Below are 20,220 nucleotides of genomic sequence, written 5' to 3'. Positions count from 1 at the left end.
GGCTTACTTCAAACGGTTTTCGAAGTAGGTGACGGAACGGTCGAGCCGCCCGCTGAACTTCGGCGTCTCCGCCGGGTAGCCGACGGGCAGGACCAGGGCGATGGCGATGTCCGGGTTGTCCCCGGCGCCGATGATCTTCTTTACCTCCGCCTCCACCCATCCGTTCATGTAGCAGCTGCCCAGGCCGAAGCTCTCCGCCGCCAGGGCGGTGTGCGTGGCGGCGATGAGGGCGTCTTTCACGGCGTATTCACGGGCTTGGGCACCCAGGCCGTTTTGGAAAACGGGAATGGCTTCCTTGAAATAAGCGGCGACTTTCTCCGGCCACGCGCCGAGCTGGCTGGCGTTGAGGATGACCCCCTCCATCGTCTTTTCCCAGCCGCGCAGGTCGACGGCGAAGACGAAGACCACCGGGGCCTGTACGATCTGCTTCTGGTTCCAGGCGGCGGCGGAGAGGGCCTGCTTTTGCGCCGGATCGGTCAGGGCGACGACGCGCCAAGGCTGCAGGTTGAAGCTGCTGGGGGCCAGGAGCGTCAGCTCGACGATCTGGTCCAGGACATCGGCGGGAATGGCGTCCGGCTTGAACTGCTTGACGGAGCGGCGATGGCGGATGGCGTCGGGAACGGTGAGGGGGGCGGTCATAGGGTTTCCTTGAAGCGGCCTTCTTCCAGGTCGATGAGGTCGAAGTAGGTCTCCACCTTCCGGCGGGTGGCGGGCAGGTTGGCCCGCTCCTCGTCGAAGCGGAGCTGCTTCTCCGGGGTGTCCGGACGGCGGCGGATCATCCGCTCGTTGAACTGGGCAATGGCGTGGTCTCCCGGCCAGGAGGGGCCGACGGTCCGCTTGATCCAGCGGAGGACTTCCTCGTCCTTCGTCGTGTCGCGGGCGGCCTCCTCGAAGGCCTTTCCTTCCAGGCAGAGGAAGTCGATGAGGAACTTGTCCGTGCCGGAGGTCAGGTAATTGTAGCCGGGGAGCTTCCCGTCCGGGCAGAGGCGGGCCTTGTCGATCAGGCGGGGCAGGTGGACGACGCCGCCGAGCTTTTCATATGGGCTGCGGGGCAGGGCCTCCGGCTGGCGGGTGGTGGGGAGCTTGGCCGCCAGCCAGGCGCGCCAGCCGCCCTTGACGGAGCGGACGTTGGTGTAGCCCATGTCCTGCAGGCTGGCCACGGCCAGGGCGGAGCGGTAACCGCCGCCGCAGTAGCAGTAGATGGGGGTGGCGATGTCGGGGACGCGCTTCTCGATGTCGCGCTCGATGACGCCCTTGCCCAGGTGGATGGCGCCGCGGGCGTGGGAGGCCAGCCACTCGCTCTCCTCCCGCACGTCGATGAGGACGCCGGCGCCGTTCTTGGCCGCGCGGGCGGCCTCCTCCACGCCGACTTCCGCGACGCGGGACATGACCGATTCAACCAACTTCAGAAAGCGGGGGCTGTGTTCCATGGGGGATCGAGAAGCCTACTTGCGCCGCCCCGGCAAAGCACCTAAAAAAGTCGTCCCGCGACACCATGAAGAAGAACCTCGTCTACTTCGACCTCGAAACCCAGAAAAGCGCCAGCGAAGTGGGCGGCTGGCAGAACAAGCGGGACATGCGGATGTCGATCGGCGTCACCTATAGCACGGCCAACGAGGCCTACCGCATCTACGCGGAGGACGAGGCCACGCTCCTCATCGACGAGCTGCGGAAGGCCGATTGCGTGATCGGCTTCAACATCATCGGCTTCGATTTTCCCGTGCTGGAGGCCTATTCCGTCTTCGACCTGGGCGGCGTCGTCGCCCTGGATCTGATGACCGATATCGAAAAAGGCCTGGGCCGCCGCCTGGGCCTGGACGCCCTGACCACGGAAACCCTGGGCGTGGGAAAGACCGGGCACGGCATGGAAGCCCTCAAATGGTGGAAAGAGGGCAAGGTGAAGGAAATCGCCGAATACTGCTGCTACGACGTGAAGGCGACCAAGCTCCTCCACGAATACGGCGTGGCCCAGGGCCGCGTCCACTACGTGAACGACCGGACCCAGCGCCGGGAGACGATCCCCGTTTCCTGGGGGCGCTAGGCTAGCCTAGAGCGCCGCCCAAACGCGGTGGACGTCGTCGTGGTCCTCCAGCGCCTGGAGGAATTCACCCACCTCGGCCCGCTCGGTTTCGCTGAGGGTGGGGTGGCTCTTGGCCAGGTGGCCCATTTCGCTCGTCACGACTTTCCAGCCGTTGCTCCCCAGCCAGACGGCGACGGAGTGGATGGCGGTGCGGTCCGTGATGAAGCGGGCCCCGGCGGCCCCTTCCGGAATGTCGTCGTTCTGCTCGTGGGTGAGGGGGGAAAAGTCGTTCGCGCCCGCCTCAATGGCGGCCGCCTCCACGTCGACGCCCGGATCGGCGTGGTGGGCCTCCACCAGGCCCACGTGGTCGAAGAGGAACTTGTTGCTGCCGGAGGCGCCCAGCTGGCCGTCCCGGAACAGGACGCGGATCTCGGGGGCGGTGCGGTTCACGTTGTCCGTGAGGGCCTCGACGATGACGGCCACCTTATGCGGGGCGTAGCCCTCGTAGGTGACGTGCTCCAGGCTGAGCTTTTCGTCGCCCGTGCCCGCGCCCTTCTTGATGGCGCGCTCGATGTTGTCGCGGGGGATGCTCTCCTTCTTCGCCTTTTCGATGGCGGTGGCCAGGCGGGCGTTGTGGGCCGGATCGGCCCCGCCCTGCTTTGCGGCCACGGAGATTTCGCGCAGGAATTTTCCAGCCGCCTGCGAGCGCTTGAGCGAGGCGACTTCCCGTTTAGCTAGGAGCCATTGGCGACCCATAAGAGCGGATACTCTACCGGCGAAAATAGCCGAATTACAAGATATGAACCGCCGCGCCATCCTGACCCAGAAGGACTGGGACCTCCTGCCCCGGGAACTGGACGGCGCCACCCTCCTGGAAATCAAGGGGGAGGGGCTTCAAATGACCCTTTCCGATTCCTCCCCGCAGGTCCGCTTCCTGGCCAAGGCGGGGACCCTGATCCTGAAGGGAGACGCCCACCCCTCCATCACCGCCTCCGCCGGCCAGCCCCTTATCGAGGCCGAGGACATCTCCCACCCCCACATTCATATTTCCGGCAACGCCCAGCCCCTCATCACGGCGGAAGGGTCCTCCCAGCCCCTCGTCCAAGCTTCGGGCCAGTCCCAAGTCGATTTCCTCGCCTGCGACCAGGCCCAGCCCACCCTAGTCCTCAGAGGCCAGTCCACCGCGGAGCTGAACCTGTGGGACCTTTCCAAAACAAGCCTGGAAACCGCCGATTTGGCCCGGGCCACCGTCATCGCCAACGAGCAGGCGGAACTGGACGCCGCGCCCGACACGCGGGCCCTGCTGGAATGGTATTCGGACGCTCCCGCGCCAAAGCTTTTCCTTCCCGGCGCGCGCCGCGCGATGGAGATTCCCCTGCCGCCGCCGGGCTTCGAAAAGCCCCGGATCAAGTAGCCATCCGGCGGACGAAGAAGCGGACCACCCACGGTCCCGCCACCAGCACGGCCAGGAGCCGCGCCATCTGCACCGTTAGGATAATCCCCGTATCGGCATGAAGATCGGCCGCCACGGCCGCCACGGAGTCGAGCCCGCCGGGCGTCGCCGCCAGGTAGGCCCCGGACGGCTGCATCTTCAGCGCCCACACCAGCCAGCAGGCCAGCCCCAGGCAGAATAGGAGGAGCAGGAGCGTCGTCAGCAGCAGGGGGAGGAAAATCTTCCGGATTTCCGTAAGCGTGTCCGGATCGAAGCGGGCACCGATCCGCATCCCCATCAAAAGATAGGCCGCGTCCAAAAGCCCGGCAGGCCAGCGCCCGGGAGGATAGCCGCACAGAGCCAACGCCATGTAGGCGATCGCCGGAACCAGGAACGTCCCGGCGGGAATCCACTCCAACCGTGAAGCGGCCCAACCCGCCGCCGTGATGGCGGCCAGCAGCAGCCATTGCCGCCCCATGGGGAGGGGAAAGGCGGGCCGGTGGCCGCCCAGCCCGGCGTGGCTATGAAAGAGGAACGTCCCCACCAGGAGCAAGGTGCCCAGGATGAGGAGGAGACGGGCGTACTGCATGATGACCACCAGCCGGGTGTCCGCATTTAGACTGTCGCTCATCGCCACCATCTGCCCCGCGCCGCCCGGCATCGTGCCCAGGAAAGCCGTCGGCGCGTCGATATGGGTCCAGCGGCAGAGCAGCCAGCCGTTCAGCACACTGGCCCCCAGAATGGAAACGATGGCGACGACGAGCACCCATGCGTGCCCCGCCATGAGATGAAGCGTGGAGAGGGAAAGCCCCGCGCCCAGGGTGGTGCCGATACAGGCCTGGGCCAGCACATAGCTGAAGCGGGGCGGCACGGGAATCTCCCGCCCGCGCACGGCAAAGAACGCAGTCACCGCCAGCGGGCCAAAAAGCCAGGCTGCCGGAAGGCGGAGCGCCTGGCACAAAAACCCCGCCCCGACGGCCAGGAGAAGGAACCAGGGTTTCAAGAAAAGGCCTGCTCGACCTCCGACGTGGTGCGGATGCGCCCCATGCGGGGAAAGATGAATTTCATCGAGGCCGCGTGGGCCTCCGCGCTCAGGCTGCTGGTGGCATCCTCCACGAAGACCTGCTCGTAGCCCAGCTCATAGGCGATGCGGGCCGTCGACTCGACCCCGATATGCGTGGCGATGCCGGCCAGGACGATGGTCTTGATCCCCCGGCGGCGCAGTTGGAGATCCAACTCCGTCCCGGTGAAGGCGCTCCACTGGCGCTTCTTGATGAGGATGTCGCCGGGCTGGGGAACGATTTCCGGCACGAATTCGTCCCACCCCGCGGGGAAGGAAGAGGCGGAGTGGCTCACCGCATCCGCCTGAGGCGCCAGCGCGTCCTTTCCATCCAGAAAGCCGACGTGGACCAGAACGACCGGGGCCTTCTTGCGGCGGAAGGCCTCGATCAGGCGGACGGAGCGGGTGACCACATCGGCCCCGGAATGCGGCCCCGCCGCCAGCGGGACAATGCCTTTCTGAAGGTCGATGAGAACAAGGGCCGTGGTCTGGGGGTCAAGGATGAGTTCGCTCATAAAAAGATGGTGAAATCATAACATGAGGATATCCTCATGTTAGTTCAAATAAAATATGAGTGAGTCCTCATCTTTTTCGGCTCGGCGCCTGCCGAAGCAAAAGCGCGGGGAGCAGCGCGTCGCGGCCCTATTGGACGCGGCGGTCCGGGTCATCGCCCGGGACGGCTACCAAAAGGCCACGGCCAGCGACATCGCCCGGGAGGCCGGCGCCTCCATCGGCTCCCTCTACCAGTTCTTTCCGAACAAGGAAGCCATCGCCCTGGGGCTGGTCTGGCGCTACGCCCGCGCCTTTGAGGCGGCCTGGGCGGCGATCGAGGCGGACGTCGTCAGCGGCCCGCTGGACAGGCTGGTGGACGAGGTCGTGGAACGGCGCATGCAATCCCTCAACAATCCCGCCTTCCTGGCCATGATGGAGGACGCCAAGCTCCCGCCGGTGCCGGAGATCCGCTCCCTCCTCTTGAAACGGCTGGAGACGATCCTCCTGCGGCGCCGGAAAGCGTCCAAGGCGGAGGCCGCCGCCGTGGCCGCCACGGTGCTCTACATGCTTAAGGCCCTGGGCCGTTTCTGCCGGGAGATGCCCGCCGCGAGGCGGAAAGAGGGTGTGGCGGAATTCAAGGCGGCGCTGACCGCCTACCTGTCCGCCCGCTGGGGCTAGGATCGAGGTTGGACGCCGAAGGCGTCCCGGATCAGGCGGCAGGACGGGACCTGCCCCGCGGAGAGGAAGACCTCCGCGATGTCGAAGCGGTAGAGGATCTCCGGGTTCCGCAGTTCCTGGAGATAGAACTGCGCGGCGCGGACCAGCTTGGCCCGCTTTTGGGCGTCGACGGCCTGGCTCGGCTCGCCGTAGCGGGAATCGGCCCGGGTCTTTACCTCGACGAAGGCCAGGACGTCCCCCTCCCGGCAGACCAGGTCGATCTCCCCCCGGCCAATGGCGACGTTTTCCAGCAGCAGCTTGTAGCCCTGCCGCTTCAGGAACCGCGCGGCGACGCGCTCCCCATAGCGTCCCGCCTGGCGGGACGTCTCAAAGGAGGGCGCTCTCCGGCGGTCGCAGGGGAGCAAACGAGCGGCGATGGATCGGGCAAGGGCCGTGAACGGCCAGCGCCTTCCGGTGCTGGGCGGTGGCGTATCCTTTGTGCACGTCGAATCCATATTCGGGGTGGACCTTGGCCCACGCGGCCATCGTCGCATCCCGGTTTTCCTTGGCAAGGATCGAGGCGGCGGAGATGGAGGGCACCTTCCGGTCGCCGTCGATGACGGCCTTTGCCGGGAGCTTTACCGGCGGATAGTCCCGCCCGTCCACCAGGACGTAGTCCGGCTGCTGCTTGAGCGCGCCCACGGCGCGGCTCATGGCCAGGAGGGAGGCGCGCAGGATGTTGAGCGTGTCGATCTCCTCCACGCTGGCCTCCGCCACGGCGTAGAGGACGTCCGGATGGGACATCAGCTTTTCCGCCACGGCGGCCCGCTTGGCGGCGTCCAAGGTCTTGGAATCGGCCAGCCAGGGATGGCGGAAATTGATGGGAAGGACGACGGCGGCGGCCACCACGGGCCCGGCCAGCGGGCCCCGCCCCGCCTCGTCAACTCCGGCGACGCACCGGTAGCCCGCGTCGCGAAGGGTCAGCTCAAAATGAAAACGGCGCGGCCTTCCGGCACGCGCCACTTTCGGAAACAGATCAGGCTCGAAGCCTGCCATGGGGATTAAACGGCGAGAGCGTTCTTACCCTTGAGACCGCGGAGGTAGAAGAGCTTGGCGCGGCGGACCGTGCCGGACTTCTGCACTTCGATCTTCTCGATGCGGGGAGAGTGGACGGGGAAAACGCGCTCGACGCCCTCGCCGTAGCTGATGCGGCGGACGGTGAAGTTCGCGTTCAGGCCGCGTCCCTTGCGGGCGATGACGACGCCGGCGAAAATCTGGGTGCGCTCCTTCTCGTTCTCACGGACGCGGGTGTGCACCTTCACGGTGTCGCCGATTTTGAAGCTGGCGAGCTGCTTGAACTGTTCGCTCTCGATCTTTTCGATTAATTTCATGACGTTCTCCGGGGACTTTCCTTAAAATTTGGAAGGGGTTTTCTACACCTTTCGCGGGCTTTTGCCACTCTTATTCGCTCTTTTTCCGGCGAAGGGCCGTTTTTTCCTCCGCCAGGCCTTTCCGCCAGGCTTCGATCTGGCCGTGGTGGCCGGAAAGGAGGATCTCCGGCACCTTCCAGCCGTTGAACTCCGGCGGGCGGGTATACTGGGGGCCTTCCAGGAGCCCTTCGGAAAAGGAATCGCTCCCGGCGGAGGCCTCATTGCCCAGGACGCCCGGCAAAAGGCGGACGACGGCGTCGATGACCACCAGGGCGGCCAGGGTGCCGTTGGTCAGGACGTAATCGCCGATGCTCAGTTCCTCGTCCACCAGGTGATCGGCGACGCGCTGGTCCACCCCCTCATAGTGGCCGGAGAGGAAAACCAGCCGGGGATGGGCGGAAAGTTCCCGGGCCACTTCCTGGGTCAGGGTGCGGCCACCGGGGGAAAGGAGAATGACGCGGCCGGGGGCGGGAGCCTTGCCCTGGACGTCCTGGAGGGCGGAGGCCATCACGTCGCACCGCAGGACCATGCCGGGACCGCCGCCGTAGGGGCGGTCGTCCACGGTGCGGTGCTTGTCCGTGGCGTAGTCCCGTAATTGATGGGCGACGATTTCCGTCCGTCCGCCCTTTTGGGCGCGGCCCAGGATGGTTTCCCGGGCGACCGCCTCGATCATGGCGGGGAAAAGGGTGATGACGTCGATCCGCATGGCGCTGCCGCGGAGAGGAAGGAAAAATGGCGGCGCCGGTCAGGCGGCCGCGTTGTCGAAAAGCTCGACGGAGACCCGCTGGTCCTGGCGGGCGGCGACGGCGTTGAGAACGCCGCGAATGGCGTTGATGGTGCGGCCGCTTTTGCCGATCACCTTGCCCACGTCGTCAGGATGGACGGAGACGTGGAAGGCGACGTGCCGGTCGCCGTCGACCTGCCGCACGTCGATCTCTTCGGGATGGTCGACGAGGCGCTGGAGGACCAGCTCAAGGAAGTAGCGCATGACCTGTTATCAGCCCAACGCCCCGTCCGAATCCCGTGGAAAGCCGCTTAGGCCGCGGCAGGAGCCGCCTTGCGAGCCTTCTTGATGAAGCTGGCGACGGTCTCGCTGGGGCGGGCGCCGTTCTTGATCCAATGCTCGATGCGCTCCAGCTTCAGCGTGCTGGTGTCTTCTTTCTTCTTAGGGTCGTAGGTGCCGACCTGCTCGATGAACTTGCCGTCGCGCGGGCTGCGCTGATCGGCGACCACGATCCGGTAATAAGGACGGTTGGAGGTCCCTTCACGCCGCATACGAATTGCCACTGCCATATAATTGTCTCTGTTTTTTGATGATCCTTCTTTAACCGCGCATGCCCTTCATCTTGGCCAGCAACTGAGCCGGCCCGCCGCCCTGGGCCAGGCGGCTCATCATTTTCTTCATCTCCTCGAACCGGCGCAGCAGGTCGTTTAGCTCCGTCACGGAGGTCCCGCTGCCCTGGGCGATGCGCTGTCGGCGCCTCGCGTTGAGGATATCCGGCTTGCGTCGTTCCTGCGGCGTCATGGAGAGGATCATCGCCTCCACACGCCCCAGACGCTTCTCGTCCAGACCGGAACCCGACATCTTAGGAAAGCCGGGGATCATGCCAAGCAAATTCTCCAGGGGCCCCAGTTTCCGGAGCATCTTCATCTGGTCGACGAAGTCCTGGAGGTCCAGGGTGTTCTTCCGGATTTTCTCCTCCATCTTGGCGGCCGACTCGGCGTCGAAGGCCTCCTGGGCCTTCTCCACCAGGCCGACAACGTCCCCCATCCCCAAAAGGCGGCTGACCAGGCGGCTGGGGTCGAAAACCTCCAATCCGTCCGGCTTTTCCCCCGTACCCAGAAATTTGACCGGGCAGCCGGTGGTCCGCTGCATGGACAGGGCGGCGCCGCCCCGGGCGTCGCCGTCGAACTTGCTCAGGACGATGCCGGTGAGGGGGACCCGCTCCTTGAAGGCCTGGGCCACCTTTACCGCGCTCTGGCCGGTGGCGGCGTCGGCGACCAGGAGGGTTTCCTGCGGTTCCAGGGCGGCGGCGACGGCTTGGAGTTCCTGGAGCAACCCCTCGTCCAGGTCGAGGCGGCCGGCGGCGTCGAACAGGAGGACCTGGACGCCGTCCTTTTCCGCCTGGGCGCGGGCCAGGGAGACGATGCGGACGGGGTCTTTCTCCTCCGTCCAGGCGTAGACGGGAATGTCCAGGGAGCGGCCCAGGATCTGAAGCTGCTGGACGGCGGCGGGCCGGGTCATGTCTCCGGCGACGAGGGCGACGGACTGGCGCTGACGCTTGAACCACAGGCCGAGCTTGGCCGCGGTGGTCGTCTTGCCGGAGCCGTTCAGGCCGCAGAGGAGGAGCCGGAGAGGCCGCTCGGAGGCCATTTCCCCCGCGCCTTCGGCAAAAAGGTCGACCAGGGCGTCATGGAAAATCTTAACGAACTGCTGGCCCGGCTGGATGCTGCGGAGGACTTCCTCCCCCATGGCGCGGCGCTTGACCTCCTCGCACAGGTCCTTGGCCACCTGGAAGTGGACGTCGGCGGCCAGCAGGGCCATGCGGATCTCCCGCACGGCGTCGGAGACGTTGCTTTCGGAAAGCTTTCCGTAACCGCGCAGGCTCTTGAAGACGCCGGCGAGCTTTTCCTGAAGAAGTTCGAGCATGGGCCGGGTACTATGAGATACCCGGCCCGGCGGTTCAATCAGCCTTTTCCGCCTTTTTGCGCCGTCCGGCGCGCTCGGCCTGCGGCTTTTTCTCCAGATCCAGGTGGGTGAACCCGTCATACATCACGCGCCCAGCCGGAGAAAGGGCGATGGCGCTGATGAAGTGATCGACGTGAAAGAGGAAGCGCTCCTTGAACTCCTCCGTATCCCGGTAGGTGTCCAGCAGCACGGAAGCCGCCCGGGGATTGGCGCACTCATAGGACGTGGCGGCCAGCAGGAGGTGCTCCAGATATTTGGGATGCGCCTGGAGAGTCGCCGCCTTCCAGATTTCACAAGACCAAGAGGTGATCTCGTCCCCGACATATTTTTCGTAGAGGAGCTGGAGGAGAATGCCCTGCTCCGGCCCGCTGGCGGGGAAGGGCAGGGACTTTGGCTCCGGCAGCTTCAGCGTGTGATAGATGACCTTGCGGCTTTCGTTGACGGCCCCCCAGGCTTGTTCACAAAGATGATGGGCGGCGCCTTTGAGTCTATGGGGTCGCGTTTCGTGGATGGACCCTTTCAACTCCTTGTCGATCGACATGGAAACCTCCTCTCTTCGCTCCAGCACCTGCCGCGTGAGAAGACGCCGCAAATGCCTTCAAAGCTCATTTAAGCAGAAGGCATACCCCGTAATGCCAGGGGAGGGAAATCGGGGGTTTCTACTTAGGTGGGGAGGAGTCCTTCTTTTTTGCCTGCGGGAGGGGAGGCGTCCATTTGAAGACGTTGGAAGGAAGCTTGGCGCGCGCGGAAACAAGGTCCTCCGCCAAGCGGCTGGCCCGGTTCCATTTCGAGAGGTCCTCGATGGTTTGCGGCATCATGCCCATACCAATAAATTCGGCTATTTTCCGAAATAATCGACCGGAAAAATAGAGCGCAACCCCGGACCAAGTGAGAACAAGGGGAAGAAAGCCGCCGCATCCCGGATGCCCTATCCCTAAGAGCCCGATGCATTTCTCCGAAGTCGAAGAACGCGTGGCATCCCTCTCCGGGGAACCCGCCGGATCCCCCCAGCGCTGGCGCCGCCACGCGAACCGGGATGGCTCCCTCGGCGGCCTGGTCCGGGATGACGCCGCCGTCCACCCGGACGCGTTCCTGGGGTCGGAAGCCGTCGTCTACGGGCCGGGCGTGCGCCTGGGCGCCGGGACGCGCGTGACCGGCCTTTCCACCGTGGGCGGAAAGGTGGAGACGGCGGGCCGCGTGGAGATCGAGGAATCGACCGTCTTTGGCGGCTTGCGGCGGACCTCCCACCTGGCCGACTCCACGGTGCGCCACGCCCGCATTCACGCCTCCGACGCCATCTCCTCCACGATCGAGGACGGTGCGTCCATCGTTTACTCCAAGGTCACCGATTCCCGCGTGGCGGGCCGGGGTTCCGAGGTGAACGCCTCCGTGGTGGACGGAGGCGCCGCCGTGCTGGATGGGGCGAAGGTTTTCAAGTCCGGCCTGAAGGAAGGCGCCCAGGCCCGCGGGGCGGGCGTGGAGCTGCTGGATGTCTTCGCCGGGAACGGCGCCGTCCTGGAGCGCCCCGGCCGCATCGTGGCCCAGGAGGTAAACGACCAGCGCCACGCCTTCTCCGCCGGGGAGCGCCGCATCGACGGTTCCGGCATGGCCCGGCTGGATCTCCCCCTCTGGCGGCCGGAGGGGCTCCTCCGCCAGCACGTCCAATAGCGGGTCAAACCCCCGTGAAGAATTTCCACTTCGTCCCGTCCGGGATGAAGGGGCAGGGGCGCTGGGTCTGGCCGCGATCCGTGGCGGCAGGGAAGGTGAGCAGGAGTTCCCGCCGCGCCCGCGTGACGGCAACGTAGAAGAGCCGCCGCTCCTCCTCGATATCCCCCGAATCCAGGGAACGGGGATGCGGGATCTGGCAGCTTCCCGCGCCGATCAGGCAGACGCCGTCCCATTCCAATCCCTTGGAGGAATGGATGGTGGAGAGGATGATCGCGTCGTCCGGGTGGAAATCGTTCGTCTGGCGGCTCAGGGCAAAGCCGTCCAGGAAGTCGGCCAGCGGCGTCTGGAGCGCTTCCAGGGAGGTGACCAGCGCGCGCAGCGTGCCCAGGCGCTCCTCCGCGTCCTTCGGGTAATTGGCCTGGATGAGGGGCTTGATCTTCTCCTCCAGGTAGACGCCCTTCTCGTGCAGGGTGGGGGCGGCCCGCAGGTGCTCGATCCACTGCGGCAACTCCTGCGCGGGCTTCGGCCAGAAGTCGTCGGCGAAGAGGCTGTCCCGGTCCTGATGGTTGGCGATGACCTGGGCCGCCGTCCCTTCCCCGATGCCGGGGAACTGCATGAGCGCGCGCAGAAGGGCGATCTTGTCGTGCCCGTTATGGGAGAGGCGCAGGAAGCTGATGAAGTCCTTCACCTCCGCCGCGTCGGCAATGGTCTGGCCGCCGTATTTCTTGTAACGGATCCGGTGGGCGTTGAGGGAGACCTCCAATTCCGTCAGGGCCTTGGAGGAGCGGGCCAGCACGGCGCTCTCGCACGGCTTGCGCCCCCCGGCGTGGCGCAGCTGGAGCCAGCCGATGACGCCCGCCGCCTCCTGCGCGGGACCGCCGTAACAGTGGTAGGAGATCTCCGCCTCGATGTCCCGGGCGCTCTGCAGGGTGAGGGCGGAGGGCGTTCCGGCGACGACGGCGTTGGCCAGGTCCAGGATGCCCTGGCCGCTCCGGTAATTGCTCTCCAGCTTGTAGATGGCGGTCCCCGTCCGCTTGGAGGAAAACTCACCGATCAGGCGGGAATCGGAGCCGCGGAAGCCGTAGATCGACTGGTTGGCGTCGCCGACGACAAGGAGCGTCTGCGGGTCGAGGGCGTCGAGGAGGGCCTGGTTCAGCCGGTTGTTGTCCTGCATCTCGTCGACCAGGACGTAGGGCCACTGCTTGCGCAGCTTGGCGGCGTATTCCGGGTCCCGCCGCATCCGGTCGAGCCAAAGGACCAGGAGATCATCGTAGTCGACCACGTTGGCCGCCTTTTTCAGCTCCTCGTAGGTGGCCACGACGCGGCGGAGGGTCTTGGCATGCTTGGCGAAGGCCGCCTCCAGCGCGGCGTCCATTGACTCCCCCGTGTTCCGGCAGAGGGAGAGCATCTGCTGGAGCCGGTTTGGCACAAAGAGGGCCGACTTGCTGGTGAGGCCGCACTGCTTGAGGGCCGACTTCCAAATCGACTGGCACTCCGACTCGTCCAGGGTGGTGAACTCGTTGTTCACCATGCCGAATTTCTTTCCCTCCTGCCGCAGCAGCAGGCTGGCCACGGCGTGATAGGTGCCCACGGTCAGGCGGTCCTTGGCCGATTTGCGCGGAATCCCGGAGATGAGCCCCTCGATCCGCTGGGCCATCTCCTGCGCGGCCTTGCGGGTGAAGGTGATCATCAGGATCTCGCTCCGCTTGGCGCCGCCCCGGATCAGGTCGGCGACCCAGTGGACGCTGGTCGCGGTCTTTCCCGTGCCCGCGCCCGCCAGGACCAGGATGCGCGGCTCCCGCGCCGCGACGACGGATACCTGCGAAGGATTGAGCCTCACAAGCGGCCGATCTCTTTCAGAATGCCCAGGGCGGCGGCCACCGGATCGGGCGCGGCGGTGATCGGCCGGCCGACGACGAGGTGGTCCGCCCCGCGCCGGAGGGCTTCCGCGGCGGAGAGCGTCCGCCGCTGGTCGCCCGCCGCGTCGGCGGCGCCCCGGATGCCGGGGGTGACGAGCTTCATTTCAGAACCCAGCGCCTCGCGCAGGGGCTCGATTTCCAGGGGGGAACAGACCAGCCCGCCCAGGCCGGAGGCGCGGGCCAGCTTCGCCAGGTGGACGACCTGCTCCCGGGCGGTCTGCCGGTATCCGATCTCCGCCAGGGCGGCGTCTTCCAGGCTGGTCAGGACGGTGACGCCCAGGACGGTCGTCCGGGTGCCCCGGGCCCCTTCCAGGGCGGATTCCATCATGGCCCGGCCGCCGGAGGCGTGGATGGTCAAAAACTTGAGGTCGAGGGCGGCGGCGGCCCGCACGGCCTTTCGCACCGTTTCCGGGATGTCGTGGAACTTCAGATCCAGGAAGACGTCCACCCCCAGAGCCCGCAGCTTCTCGATGAAGGCGGGGCCTTCCCGGGTGAAAAGCTGGCTGCCGACTTTGAAGCAGGAGAGATAATCCTTGATTTGTCGCACCAGGAGGAGAGCCTGATCGGCCTCGTCAAAATCGAGCGCTACGATGATGGAATCGGTGGTCATGAACGAACGAAAAATTGAAGTCTTCGCACCCGCGAAGATCAACCTCTATTTGCACATTGTCGGAAAACGGCCCGATGGCTTCCACGAATTGGAGACCCTCATGGTCCCCATTTCCGTGGGGGACGTCCTCCACGTCGCCCTGACGGAGCGGCCCGGCATCGAGCTGACCTGCGACCGGGCCGACCTGGCCGCCGACAAGTCCAACCTGGTTTACCGGGCCGCCGCCCTCTTCCTCGAAAAATACGGAGTGAAGGAAGGCGTCCGCATCCACCTGGAAAAGAAGACCCCCATCGGCGCGGGCCTCGGCGGCGGCAGCAGCGACGCCGCCCACACCCTCCTGGCCCTGCGGCAGCTGACCGGCGCCGCCGCGTCCGACGAGGACCTGGCCGCCCTGGCCGCCACCCTGGGGAGCGACGTCCCCTTCTTCATCTATAAGAAACCCGCCGTCTGCAAAGGCCGGGGAGAGATCATCGAGCCCTGCGTCCTGAAGGATTCCTACGAAGGCCTCCTGGTCCACCCCGGCTTCGGCGTCTCGACGCCCTGGGCCTACCAGGCCTACGCGGCCGCCCCGAAGAAAGGGGAGGAGGGCCCGGCCTTCGAGTTCGGCCCCCTGCGGAACGACTTGGAGCCGCCCGTCTTCGGCAAGCACCTCTGGCTCCCCACGGCCAAGGCCTGGCTCGCCAGCCAGCCGGAATCCCGCGCCGCCCTCATGAGCGGCAGCGGCAGCTCGGTCTTCGCCCTCCTCAAGCCCGGGGCCGACGCGGCCGCCCTGGCGGAGCGGTTCAAGGCGGAATTCGGCGACACCCTCTTCGTCTCCCCCTTCAAGGTCGTCTAGCGATGCGCCACACTCCTCTCCACCAGGCCCACCTGCGCCGCGGGGCGCGGATGGTCGAGTTCGGCGGCTGGGAAATGCCGGTCTTCTATTCCAGCATCCTGGACGAACACCAGGCCGTCCGCACGAAGGCGGGCCTCTTCGACATCGCCCACATGGGGGAATTCCGCGTCGCGGGCCCCGGCGCGGGCGCGGCGCTGGACCAGCTCCTGACGAACGACGTGGCTAAGCTGGCCGTCGGCGAGGGGCAATACACCCTCCTGCCGAACGAGCGCGGCGGCGTCATCGACGATCTCCTTGTCTACCGCACCGGGGAGGAAGGCTACCTTCTGGTCGTCAACGCGGCGAAGATCGAGGAAGACCGCACCTGGATCGCCTCCCACCTGCCGCAGGGCGTTTCCTTCCAGGATGAGAGCGACGCCGTGGGCGCCGTCGCCCTGCAGGGACCGAAGGCGGCGGAAATCGCCGGGGCGCTCCTGCCCGGCCTGGCCCTGCCCGCGCGGAACCGGATCGTTTCGACGATTTGGAACGGCGTCCCCCTTGAAATCGCCCGCACCGGCTACACCGGGGAGGACGGCTTTGAGCTTTTCGTTCCCGCCGCTTCCGCCGAGGCGTTGTGGGAAGCCTTGTTCGAAGTCGGCACGACCCACGGCCTGCAACCATGCGGCCTGGGCAGCCGGGACACGCTCCGCCTGGAGGCCTGCTATCCGCTCAACGGCCAGGACCTTTCCCCGGACCACACCCCGCTGGAAGCGGGGCTCGGCTTCTTCGTCGCCCTCGGGAAAGAGGCCGAGTTCCCCGGCAAGGCCGTCCTCAAGGAGCAAAAGGCCAGCGGCGTCCAGCGCCGCCTCGTCGCCCTCAAGCCCCTGGAAAAAGGCGCCCCGCCCCGCTCCCACTACCCGATCCTCGACGGCGACCGCCCGGTCGGCGAGGTAACCAGCGGCACCCTTTCCCCCACGCTCGGCCACGGCATCGCCCTGGGCTACGTGGAGGCGGGCTCCGCCGCCGCGGGCACCCGTCTCGACGTCGAGGTCCGGGGCCGCCGCCTGCCCGTCGAAGTCGTCCCCAAACCCTTCTACAAAAAACAATCATGAGCACTCCCGCCAATCTCCGCTACGCCGCCTCCCATGAATGGCTCGACCCTGAAACGGGCCGCGTCGGCATCACCGACCACGCCCAGAACGCCCTCTCCGACGTCGTCTTCTACGAGGCGCCGAAAATCGGCCGCCAGGTGAAGGCGAAGGAAGCCGTCGCCGTCGTCGAGTCGGTCAAGGCCGCCTCCGACATCTACAGCCCGGTCGACGGGGAGATCGTCGAAGTCAACGAGGCCCTGGCCGCCGAGCCCGCCCTGGTCAACACCGACCCCTACGGCAAGGGCTGGCTCTTCAAGGTCCGCGTGGCCGATCCCGCCCAGGCCGCCGCCCTCCACGACGCGGCCGCCTACGACGCCCTGGCCGCCCAGTCCTAGGCCACACGATGAGCAACGCGCTCCCCGATCCGCTCCTCCCGCGCCACCTCGGCTCCGGGCAGGAGGAAGTCGCCGCCATGCTGGCGGCCGTCGGCCAGCCTTCGCTAGACGCCCTGGCCGACGCGGCGGTGCCCGCCGCCATCCGCCTGCGCCGCCCCCTCGACCTGCCCGCGCCGGTCGGGGAAGGGGAGGCCCTGGAAAAGCTCCGCGCCATCGCGGGAAAGAACCGCGTCTTCCGCTCCTACCTGGGCACCGGCTACTACGACTGCGTCACCCCGCCCGTCATCCTCCGCAACATCCTGGAGAATCCGGCCTGGTACACCTCCTACACCCCCTACCAGGCGGAGATCTCCCAGGGCCGCCTGGAGGCGCTCCTCAACTTCCAGACCATGGTCACCGACCTGACCGGCATGGAAATCGCCAACGCCTCCCTCCTGGACGAGGCGACCGCCGCCGCCGAGGCGATGGCGCTGGCCCACGCCGTCAGCCCCAACACTGGTGCGGTAAAGTTCCTCGTGGCGGGCGGATGTTTTCCCCAGACCATCGAAGTCCTCCGCACCCGCGCCGAGCCTCTGGGCATCGAAATCGTCGTGGGCATCGACGGTGCCCTGCATAAGCAATTTGATGAAACGTTCTTCGGCCTGATCGTTCAGTATCCGCGCACCGAGGGGAGGATTTGGAACTATTCCAGCTTGTTCTCCAAGGCGAAGGAAAAGGGGATTGTTTCCATCGTCGCGGCCGATCTCCTGGCGCTGACGGTATTGATGCCCCCAGGCCAGTTCGGGGCGGACGTCGTGGTGGGCAGCGCCCAGCGCTTCGGCGTCCCGATGGGCTACGGCGGGCCGCACGCCGCCTTCTTTGCCACGCGGGAGGCTTACAAGCGGTCGATGCCGGGCCGCCTCATCGGCGTTTCCAAGGACGCGCAGGGTAATCCCGCCCTCCGTCTGGCCCTACAAACGCGCGAGCAGCACATCCGCCGCGACAAGGCGACGAGCAACATCTGCACCGCCCAAGCCCTTCTGGCGAACATGGCTTCCAGCTACGCCGTCTATCACGGCCCGGCGGGGCTGCGCCGCATCGCCACCCGCATTCATCATTTTGCCAAAATGTTGGCGGAGGGAGCACGGCGGCTGGGCCACTCCATCGGCTTAAAGGGCGACCCTGAGGAAATGAATTGGAAGTTCTTCGATACCGTCCAAATCATCCTCAACGGGGAAACGCCCCAGGCTGTCTACGCCCGGGCTTTGGAGCGCCAGATCAACCTGCACAAAAGCGGTTCGACCGTCCGTATCGCCCTGGACGAGACGACGACCGAGGCCGATGTCGATGAATTGCTCGAAATCCTGACGCCTGCGGGCCTCAAGGCGCCCAAGACCTCCGAATTGAAGGCGGAAGTCGATCCGTCCCTGCCGGAAGGTTTGGCCCGCGAAGGGGAAATCCTGACGCATCCCGTCTTTAGGAAATACCACACGGAGACGGAGATGCTCCGCTACCTGCGGCGGCTGGAGATGAAGGACTTTTCCCTGGCCACCTCCATGATCCCGCTGGGCTCCTGCACGATGAAGCTCAACGCCACCACGGAGATGATCCCCGTGACGTGGCCCGAGTTCGGCAGGCTCCATCCCTTCGCCCCGCGCGCGCAGGCCGCCGGGTACGCCGAACTCTTCTCCCAGCTGGAAAAGTGGCTGGGCGAGATCACCGGCTTCCCCGCCGTTTCCCTTCAGCCGAACGCAGGCTCCCAGGGGGAATACGCCGGGCTCATCGCCGTGCGGGACTACTACGCCAGCCGGGGCGAAAAGGGGCGGGACGTCTGCCTGATTCCCGTTTCCGCCCACGGCACCAACCCGGCCAGCGCGGCCATGGCGGGCTTCCGCGTCGTCGCCGTCCAGTGCGAGCCGGGCGGGGACATCGACGTGGCCGACCTGAAGGCGAAGATCGCCGCCCACCGCGATTCCCTCGGCGTCCTCATGGTCACCTATCCCTCCACCCACGGCGTCTTCGAGGACGGCATCGACGAGATCTGCCGCCTGGTCCACGAGGCGGGCGGCCAGGTCTACATGGACGGGGCGAACATGAACGCCCAGGTCGGCCTCTGCCGCCCGGGCGACATCGGCGCGGACGTCTGCCACCTGAACCTCCACAAGACCTTCTGCATCCCGCACGGCGGCGGCGGCCCGGGCGTCGGCCCCATCGGCGTGGCCAAGCACCTGGCTCCCTTCCTGCCGGGGCACAAGGTCGCCGGGCTCTCCGGCGCGGGCGCCGTCTCCGCCGCGCCGTGGGGCAGCGCCTCCATCCTGGTCATCTCCTGGGCCTACATCGCCATGCTGGGGGCCGAAGGCCTCCGCCAGTCCACGGAGCTGGCCCTCCTTAACGCCAACTACGTCGCCCGCCGCCTCGATCCCTACTTCCCCGTCCTCTACAAGGGGAAGGGCGGCCTGGTGGCCCACGAGTGCATCGTCGACCTCCGCCCGTGGAAGAAGCGCGCCGGGTTCGAGGTGGAGGACGTGGCCAAGCGGCTGATCGATTACGGCTTCCACGCGCCCACCATGTCGTGGCCCGTCCCGGGCACCCTCATGATCGAGCCGACGGAGAGCGAGTCGAAGGCCGAGCTGGACCGCTTCTGCGACGCCATGATCTCCATCCACGCGGAGATGGAAGCGGCGGAGGCCTCCGGCAACCTCGAGAGCAATCCCCTCAAGCACGCCCCGCACACCGCCCACGTCGTCACGGCGGAGGCATGGGACCGGCCCTACAGCCGGGAGGAAGCCGCCTTCCCCAGCGCCGCCGTCCGCGAGCACAAGGTCTGGCCGCCCGTCGGCCGGGTCGACAACGTCTACGGCGACCGCAACCTGGTCTGCACCTGCCCCTCCGTCGAGGAGCTGGCCGTGGCATGAGCGCCGCCGCTGATTCCTTCCAGGAGGTCGTTCCCGGCCTGCGCCATTGGGCCGCCTATGAGCCCAAGGTGAAGACCGACCTCTGCTGCGCCGCCTGCCTGACGCCGGACGGCTGGGTCCTGATCGATCCCATCCCGCTGGCGGAGGAGGCCTTCGCCGGGGAAAAAGCCGCCGCGATCTTCCTGACCAACGGGAACCACGCCCGCCACGCCGACGCCTGGCGGAAGAAACTCAGCGTTCCCATCTGGGCTCCCGCCGAGGCGGAGGACCTGGAAGTCGTCCCGGACCACGCCTTCGCCGGGGAGCCGGTCCACGGCATCCTTCCCATTTCCATTCCGGGAGCCACCCGGGGTGAGACCGCCTTCCTCACCCCCCAGGGCTGGCTCCTAATGGGAGACGCCGTCATCAACGTGGGCAGTGACGGCCCCGAGCTGCTGCCCAAAAAATACTGCTGGAACGAAGCCGAGGCCCGCGCTTCGCTCAAGAACCTCCTCGACCATCATGAATTCACCCTCGTCACCTTCGCCCACGGTACCCCGCTACGCACCCGCGCCAAAGAGCGCCTGCGCGCCCTACTTTAGCCTGCTCCTGGCCCTCTTCCTGGGCGGCTCCGCCCTGGCCCAGACCGCCCCGACGCCCCGGCCCCACGACAACGCTCCCAAGCCGATTCCGCGCGAGCCCCACGCCGTCGCGCCCCCGGCGGAAATCGCCGGGCCGGTCGACGCCTTCTTCAAAGGCCTGGAGCAGAGCGAAGTGCGCAAGGCCTACAGCGCCTTCCTCACCGGCTCCCACCTGGTGAACCATGAGGACGACCTGGACACCTTCGTCCAAAAGACCCAGCAGGCCTTTTCCGTCTACGGAAAGATGACCGACTACGAGCTCTACGACACGCGGGAAATCGGCTCCCGCCTCCTGGTGGCCACCTACCTCTCCTATCAAGCCGTGGCGCCCCTGCGCTGGCGCTTCATCTTCTACAAGGCGGAGAAGACCTGGGTGCTGCACAACATGGTCTTCGACGATTCGATGCAGGACCTGCTCGAATAGCCGAA

The 20,220-nt window shown here is 66.5% G+C and carries 25 protein-coding genes; 10 read left to right on the top strand and 15 right to left on the bottom strand.

The features are described from left to right. Positions 1-3: 3 nt before the first annotated feature. A complete protein-coding gene (locus PW734_12345) occupies positions 4-639 on the bottom strand; it encodes a nitroreductase family protein (GenBank protein MDE1171975.1) in 636 nt (211 codons plus the stop codon). After that, entirely contained in the window at positions 636-1,430 is a 795-nt protein-coding gene (locus PW734_12340; GenBank protein ID MDE1171974.1) for a DUF5069 domain-containing protein, read from the bottom strand. The genes PW734_12345 and PW734_12340 overlap by 4 nt, the downstream gene beginning before the upstream one ends. A gap of 65 nt (positions 1,431-1,495) precedes the next feature. On the opposite strand from PW734_12340, the gene PW734_12335 reads away from it, so the two are divergent. After that, the gene (locus PW734_12335) at positions 1,496-2,041 is read left to right on the top strand and encodes a ribonuclease H-like domain-containing protein (GenBank protein MDE1171973.1); all 546 of its coding nucleotides are present in this window, start codon (positions 1,496-1,498) and stop codon (positions 2,039-2,041) included. Between the two features lie 6 nt (positions 2,042-2,047). Here PW734_12335 and PW734_12330 read toward each other — a convergent pair whose 3' ends face one another. Further along, a complete protein-coding gene (locus tag PW734_12330) occupies positions 2,048-2,776 on the bottom strand; it encodes a YebC/PmpR family DNA-binding transcriptional regulator (protein ID MDE1171972.1) in 729 nt (242 codons plus the stop codon). A gap of 43 nt (positions 2,777-2,819) precedes the next feature. Here PW734_12330 and PW734_12325 point away from each other — a divergent pair, with 43 nt between their 5' ends. Beyond that, on the top strand, positions 2,820-3,434 hold the full coding sequence (locus PW734_12325) for a hypothetical protein (protein MDE1171971.1): 615 nt from the start codon (positions 2,820-2,822) through the stop codon (positions 3,432-3,434). Here the strand turns inward: PW734_12325 and PW734_12320 are convergent. Then, complete coding sequence (locus PW734_12320; GenBank protein ID MDE1171970.1) at positions 3,427-4,455, bottom strand: AbrB family transcriptional regulator; 1,029 nt, start codon at positions 4,453-4,455, stop codon at positions 3,427-3,429. The two genes, PW734_12325 and PW734_12320, sit on opposite strands and share 8 nt — an antisense overlap. Continuing rightward, positions 4,452-5,027 carry a hydrolase gene (locus tag PW734_12315; GenBank protein ID MDE1171969.1) on the bottom strand — a complete coding sequence of 192 codons (576 nt, stop codon included), beginning with the start codon at positions 5,025-5,027 and terminating at the stop codon, positions 4,452-4,454. The genes PW734_12320 and PW734_12315 overlap by 4 nt, the downstream gene beginning before the upstream one ends. A 55-nt stretch (positions 5,028-5,082) precedes the next feature. Between PW734_12315 and PW734_12310 the strand changes: the two genes are divergently transcribed. Beyond that, complete coding sequence (locus tag PW734_12310) at positions 5,083-5,682, top strand: helix-turn-helix domain containing protein (protein MDE1171968.1); 600 nt, start codon at positions 5,083-5,085, stop codon at positions 5,680-5,682. On the opposite strand, the gene PW734_12305 is transcribed toward PW734_12310, so the two are convergent. From PW734_12305 to PW734_12270, 8 genes are all read right to left on the bottom strand, one after another. Further along, positions 5,679-6,086, bottom strand: coding sequence for a YraN family protein (locus PW734_12305; protein MDE1171967.1), 408 nt, complete (start codon positions 6,084-6,086; stop codon positions 5,679-5,681). The genes PW734_12310 and PW734_12305 overlap by 4 nt on opposite strands. Next, positions 6,049-6,684 (bottom strand): ribonuclease HII, encoded by a 636-nt coding sequence (locus PW734_12300; GenBank protein MDE1171966.1) that lies wholly within the window; start codon positions 6,682-6,684, stop codon positions 6,049-6,051. Before PW734_12300 ends, PW734_12305 begins: the two co-directional genes overlap by 38 nt. 38 nt (positions 6,685-6,722) lie before the next feature. Next, entirely contained in the window at positions 6,723-7,052 is a 330-nt protein-coding gene (gene rplS / locus PW734_12295) for a 50S ribosomal protein L19 (protein ID MDE1171965.1), read from the bottom strand. 70 nt (positions 7,053-7,122) lie between these two features. Next, the gene (gene trmD, locus PW734_12290; protein ID MDE1171964.1) at positions 7,123-7,797 is read right to left on the bottom strand and encodes a tRNA (guanosine(37)-N1)-methyltransferase TrmD; all 675 of its coding nucleotides are present in this window, start codon (positions 7,795-7,797) and stop codon (positions 7,123-7,125) included. A gap of 39 nt (positions 7,798-7,836) precedes the next feature. Continuing rightward, complete coding sequence (locus PW734_12285) at positions 7,837-8,079, bottom strand: KH domain-containing protein (GenBank protein ID MDE1171963.1); 243 nt, start codon at positions 8,077-8,079, stop codon at positions 7,837-7,839. 47 nt (positions 8,080-8,126) lie between these two features. After that, positions 8,127-8,366 carry a 30S ribosomal protein S16 gene (rpsP, locus tag PW734_12280; GenBank protein ID MDE1171962.1) on the bottom strand — a complete coding sequence of 80 codons (240 nt, stop codon included), beginning with the start codon at positions 8,364-8,366 and terminating at the stop codon, positions 8,127-8,129. A gap of 49 nt (positions 8,367-8,415) precedes the next feature. Beyond that, positions 8,416-9,741, bottom strand: coding sequence for a signal recognition particle protein (gene ffh, locus PW734_12275; GenBank protein MDE1171961.1), 1,326 nt, complete (start codon positions 9,739-9,741; stop codon positions 8,416-8,418). Between the two features lie 34 nt (positions 9,742-9,775). After that, complete coding sequence (locus PW734_12270) at positions 9,776-10,372, bottom strand: hypothetical protein (GenBank protein MDE1171960.1); 597 nt, start codon at positions 10,370-10,372, stop codon at positions 9,776-9,778. Between the two features lie 380 nt (positions 10,373-10,752). On the opposite strand from PW734_12270, the gene PW734_12265 reads away from it, so the two are divergent. Further along, on the top strand, positions 10,753-11,448 hold the full coding sequence (locus tag PW734_12265; protein MDE1171959.1) for a hypothetical protein: 696 nt from the start codon (positions 10,753-10,755) through the stop codon (positions 11,446-11,448). Between the two features lie 4 nt (positions 11,449-11,452). On the opposite strand, the gene PW734_12260 is transcribed toward PW734_12265, so the two are convergent. Next, positions 11,453-13,288: an ATP-dependent helicase gene (locus tag PW734_12260; protein ID MDE1171958.1), complete on the bottom strand. Its 1,836-nt coding sequence runs from the start codon at positions 13,286-13,288 to the stop codon at positions 11,453-11,455. Further along, positions 13,285-13,977, bottom strand: coding sequence for an orotidine-5'-phosphate decarboxylase (pyrF, locus tag PW734_12255; protein ID MDE1171957.1), 693 nt, complete (start codon positions 13,975-13,977; stop codon positions 13,285-13,287). Before pyrF ends, PW734_12260 begins: the two co-directional genes overlap by 4 nt. Between pyrF and ispE the strand changes: the two genes are divergently transcribed. The 6 genes from ispE to PW734_12225 are packed head-to-tail and all read left to right on the top strand — an operon-like array spanning position 13,976 to position 20,215. Further along, on the top strand, positions 13,976-14,812 hold the full coding sequence (gene ispE / locus PW734_12250; GenBank protein ID MDE1171956.1) for a 4-(cytidine 5'-diphospho)-2-C-methyl-D-erythritol kinase: 837 nt from the start codon (positions 13,976-13,978) through the stop codon (positions 14,810-14,812). The two genes, pyrF and ispE, sit on opposite strands and share 2 nt — an antisense overlap. A gap of 2 nt (positions 14,813-14,814) precedes the next feature. After that, positions 14,815-15,903, top strand: a complete 1,089-nt coding sequence (gcvT, locus tag PW734_12245; GenBank protein ID MDE1171955.1) for a glycine cleavage system aminomethyltransferase GcvT — start codon at positions 14,815-14,817, stop codon at positions 15,901-15,903. Next, positions 15,897-16,277: a glycine cleavage system protein GcvH gene (gene gcvH, locus PW734_12240; protein ID MDE1171954.1), complete on the top strand. Its 381-nt coding sequence runs from the start codon at positions 15,897-15,899 to the stop codon at positions 16,275-16,277. The genes gcvT and gcvH overlap by 7 nt, the downstream gene beginning before the upstream one ends. 8 nt (positions 16,278-16,285) lie before the next feature. Then, positions 16,286-19,171 carry an aminomethyl-transferring glycine dehydrogenase gene (gene gcvP, locus PW734_12235; protein MDE1171953.1) on the top strand — a complete coding sequence of 962 codons (2,886 nt, stop codon included), beginning with the start codon at positions 16,286-16,288 and terminating at the stop codon, positions 19,169-19,171. Further along, positions 19,168-19,752, top strand: a complete 585-nt coding sequence (locus PW734_12230; GenBank protein ID MDE1171952.1) for a hypothetical protein — start codon at positions 19,168-19,170, stop codon at positions 19,750-19,752. The genes gcvP and PW734_12230 overlap by 4 nt, the downstream gene beginning before the upstream one ends. Continuing rightward, positions 19,673-20,215 carry a hypothetical protein gene (locus PW734_12225; protein MDE1171951.1) on the top strand — a complete coding sequence of 181 codons (543 nt, stop codon included), beginning with the start codon at positions 19,673-19,675 and terminating at the stop codon, positions 20,213-20,215. Before PW734_12230 ends, PW734_12225 begins: the two co-directional genes overlap by 80 nt. Positions 20,216-20,220: the final 5 nt, after the last annotated feature.

The organism is Verrucomicrobium sp., assembly GCA_028283855.1.
Classification (GTDB): domain Bacteria; phylum Verrucomicrobiota; class Verrucomicrobiia; order Methylacidiphilales; family GAS474; genus GAS474.
Note: the sequence above shows the minus strand (reverse complement) of the source record. Positions and strands in the feature narration are given on the sequence as shown.

What these genes read in the sequence shown, in the direction of transcription:
- rpsP (MDE1171962.1), bottom strand. Translation starts at nt 8,366, where the DNA reads ATGCGGCGTGAAGGGACCTCCAACCGTCCTTATTACCGGATCGTGGTC.
- PW734_12335 (MDE1171973.1), top strand. Translation starts at nt 1,496, where the DNA reads ATGAAGAAGAACCTCGTCTACTTCGACCTCGAAACCCAGAAAAGCGCC.
- PW734_12330 (MDE1171972.1), bottom strand. Translation starts at nt 2,776, where the DNA reads ATGGGTCGCCAATGGCTCCTAGCTAAACGGGAAGTCGCCTCGCTCAAG.
- gcvP (MDE1171953.1), top strand. Translation starts at nt 16,286, where the DNA reads ATGAGCAACGCGCTCCCCGATCCGCTCCTCCCGCGCCACCTCGGCTCC.
- PW734_12285 (MDE1171963.1), bottom strand. Translation starts at nt 8,079, where the DNA reads ATGCGCTACTTCCTTGAGCTGGTCCTCCAGCGCCTCGTCGACCATCCC.
- PW734_12310 (MDE1171968.1), top strand. Translation starts at nt 5,083, where the DNA reads ATGAGTGAGTCCTCATCTTTTTCGGCTCGGCGCCTGCCGAAGCAAAAG.
- ispE (MDE1171956.1), top strand. Translation starts at nt 13,976, where the DNA reads ATGAACGAACGAAAAATTGAAGTCTTCGCACCCGCGAAGATCAACCTC.
- PW734_12325 (MDE1171971.1), top strand. Translation starts at nt 2,820, where the DNA reads ATGAACCGCCGCGCCATCCTGACCCAGAAGGACTGGGACCTCCTGCCC.
- rplS (MDE1171965.1), bottom strand. Translation starts at nt 7,052, where the DNA reads ATGAAATTAATCGAAAAGATCGAGAGCGAACAGTTCAAGCAGCTCGCC.
- ffh (MDE1171961.1), bottom strand. Translation starts at nt 9,741, where the DNA reads ATGCTCGAACTTCTTCAGGAAAAGCTCGCCGGCGTCTTCAAGAGCCTG.
- gcvT (MDE1171955.1), top strand. Translation starts at nt 14,815, where the DNA reads ATGCGCCACACTCCTCTCCACCAGGCCCACCTGCGCCGCGGGGCGCGG.
- PW734_12340 (MDE1171974.1), bottom strand. Translation starts at nt 1,430, where the DNA reads ATGGAACACAGCCCCCGCTTTCTGAAGTTGGTTGAATCGGTCATGTCC.
- PW734_12230 (MDE1171952.1), top strand. Translation starts at nt 19,168, where the DNA reads ATGAGCGCCGCCGCTGATTCCTTCCAGGAGGTCGTTCCCGGCCTGCGC.
- trmD (MDE1171964.1), bottom strand. Translation starts at nt 7,797, where the DNA reads ATGCGGATCGACGTCATCACCCTTTTCCCCGCCATGATCGAGGCGGTC.
- PW734_12345 (MDE1171975.1), bottom strand. Translation starts at nt 639, where the DNA reads ATGACCGCCCCCCTCACCGTTCCCGACGCCATCCGCCATCGCCGCTCC.
- PW734_12315 (MDE1171969.1), bottom strand. Translation starts at nt 5,027, where the DNA reads ATGAGCGAACTCATCCTTGACCCCCAGACCACGGCCCTTGTTCTCATC.
- PW734_12225 (MDE1171951.1), top strand. Translation starts at nt 19,673, where the DNA reads ATGAATTCACCCTCGTCACCTTCGCCCACGGTACCCCGCTACGCACCC.
- pyrF (MDE1171957.1), bottom strand. Translation starts at nt 13,977, where the DNA reads ATGACCACCGATTCCATCATCGTAGCGCTCGATTTTGACGAGGCCGAT.